This window comes from Desulfurococcus sp., assembly GCF_049970475.1.
GTDB lineage: Archaea > Thermoproteota > Thermoprotei_A > Sulfolobales > Desulfurococcaceae > Desulfurococcus > Desulfurococcus amylolyticus.
In genome coordinates, this window is sequence record NZ_JBMFMW010000142.1 from 1 (window position 1) to 2,095 (window position 2,095).

2 protein-coding genes are annotated in these 2,095 nt (G+C 44.4%); one reads left to right on the top strand and one right to left on the bottom strand.

Annotated elements, in window-relative coordinates; translation table 11 throughout:
* A partial coding sequence (locus tag ACP5N5_RS06765; protein WP_428134389.1) for a metal-binding protein occupies positions 1-365 on the bottom strand: 365 nt, incomplete at its 3' end.
* A gap of 138 nt (positions 366-503) precedes the next feature.
* Here ACP5N5_RS06765 and ACP5N5_RS06770 point away from each other — a divergent pair.
* Positions 504-1,991, top strand: coding sequence for a hypothetical protein (locus tag ACP5N5_RS06770; protein WP_428134392.1), 1,488 nt, complete (start codon positions 504-506; stop codon positions 1,989-1,991).
* The last annotated feature ends 104 nt before the right edge of the window (positions 1,992-2,095 follow it).

Sequence of the window (2,095 nt, forward strand, 5' to 3'; positions counted from 1 at the left end):
GTCCTCGAGAATCCCTTGGCAAACACCTCCCTGACAACCTTGATTACGTCCTGCGCCTCCATCTCTATCTCCCTATACTTACCTAGTCTACGTGCTACCTCAAGCCCCAGTAAGTGTTTACAGTATGGCGTCTCCCCACGGGAGACAACTCTGATAGTGAAATCCATACAACTACAGAAAGATCCAGGTATGATCACGTAGTCTCTCTCAGGGCCGCCATAGATCCATACTTCCCTACCTCCACCCTTCACCTTTATCTTAGTGAATCTATAGGAGTAAATAAGGGATAGTATATCCTTCCTCAGACCGGGTTTATCCAGTGTGGAGTCCGCAGAGAGCCTGGATCTAGTCTCATGTAGATCCATGATCCCCACGACTTGTTACTAGGTATATAATATTTCCCAATCACTCCAGTCCTAGATACCTGGATATCGCCATAAAAAATTGTTAATACATCCTTAAGGAATATATAGTTATGGAGTATATTAGATGTTTGTGGGAGCATGAGCCCAGATGTTTCAATAGGTTTCCTAGCCACGATATTTACAATGCTACTCCTACTTTCATCCATCGTTACAACGGTTGGTGAAACTGTGTACGATATAGCAGATACGCTATGGATACAGTATTCTAATTCCTCTCCAACGAGTTATGCTACAAGCACCTGCGTCAGCGGGAATTACCTCTACGTTATAGGGTATCCAGCAGTAATCGAGAAGAGGAGTGTATATAATGGTTCACTAATTAGCTCCTGGAATGGTAGTAGCTACAGCGAATCCTTACTTCTAAGTGATTGCACGGTAGCCGGGGATAAACTAATTGTTGTAGGGGTGGAAGGATCCAACTGGTATGCTGGAAGATGGATTATTCTAGGCTTCGACCTAGACTTAAACCTCATGGAAAGCTACCTCGGTAATTATAAACCACCCTCAGGGGCATCGAGTGTGACGTATGATGGACGCTACGTCTATATATCTGGGTTCGGGAGCGATCCCGGGGGAGAGGAGTGGGTGGTTGAGAAACGAGATCCCAGTGCTCTAGGAGTAGTCTTAGCTACGTACAACGCGAATCCTAGTATCGATGGTGTAATGAGTGATTTGCCGAGAGCTATAGGGGTGAATCCTGTGACCAGGGACATATGGGTAGTTGGCTCGATGGGGTTTAATAATTCAAGTGATATGTTATGGATCGAAATCCTAAGCGCTAACCTTACGAGAATAAGCAGTATTAACTCGACAAGTTATTACGGTGCAACCGGGATAGTATTCGATGAAGACGGGTACGCGTATATCACGCTAGGGTATAGCGGGGCCGTGTTGAAAATCGACATGTATGGAGATGTCGTTGGTAGCTTGAAACTCGATTTCTCCCCAGCGATTAAAATAGCGTATGCCAGGGAATTAATCTATGTCTTCGGAACAAATGAATTATACGGGGAAAGAAAACAATACCTCCAGGTATTGGATAAAAACCTTAACACGGTGGCTTTCAAAAGCCTGATGCAGGGTGGCTTCCTATTTATTGGTAAAGCATCCAGTGACTCCGATAGAGTGTATATCGCGGGATATGTTATAGAGCCTGAGGTAAACTCGTATTCCTGGATAATATACTCCTTTAGCACAGGGGGTAGGGCATACTATACTGTGACAGCCACGACCACGAAAACCACGACAACCACTGTGACAATCCCATCACCGACAACAGTGACAACGACTAAGACGGAATCTTATACATATACGGTCACCACCACATTAACTGAGAGGAGAACTATCTACTACCCCTTCTCCGTTCCATATGTGATAACATCAACTACAAGCATTATAGTGACAACAACTGAAACCATCACAATAAAGGGTGTTAACAACACCAGGACATACATATTACAAGAACCCATAGTTGACGTGCCGTTGGCTATATTACTGCTAGTATTAGGCTTAGCGATAGGATTCCTAACAAGGTATATAAAACCAGGGGGTTCAGGTCCCATGTAGGTTTATATAAGCTGGTTTCATCCCCTCATCCTTGTTCCCCTGCATCCTGCTTGGGCTTGCAGAGTGCTTCAGGAATAGGTTTATGCATGCGATTACATTCTTCA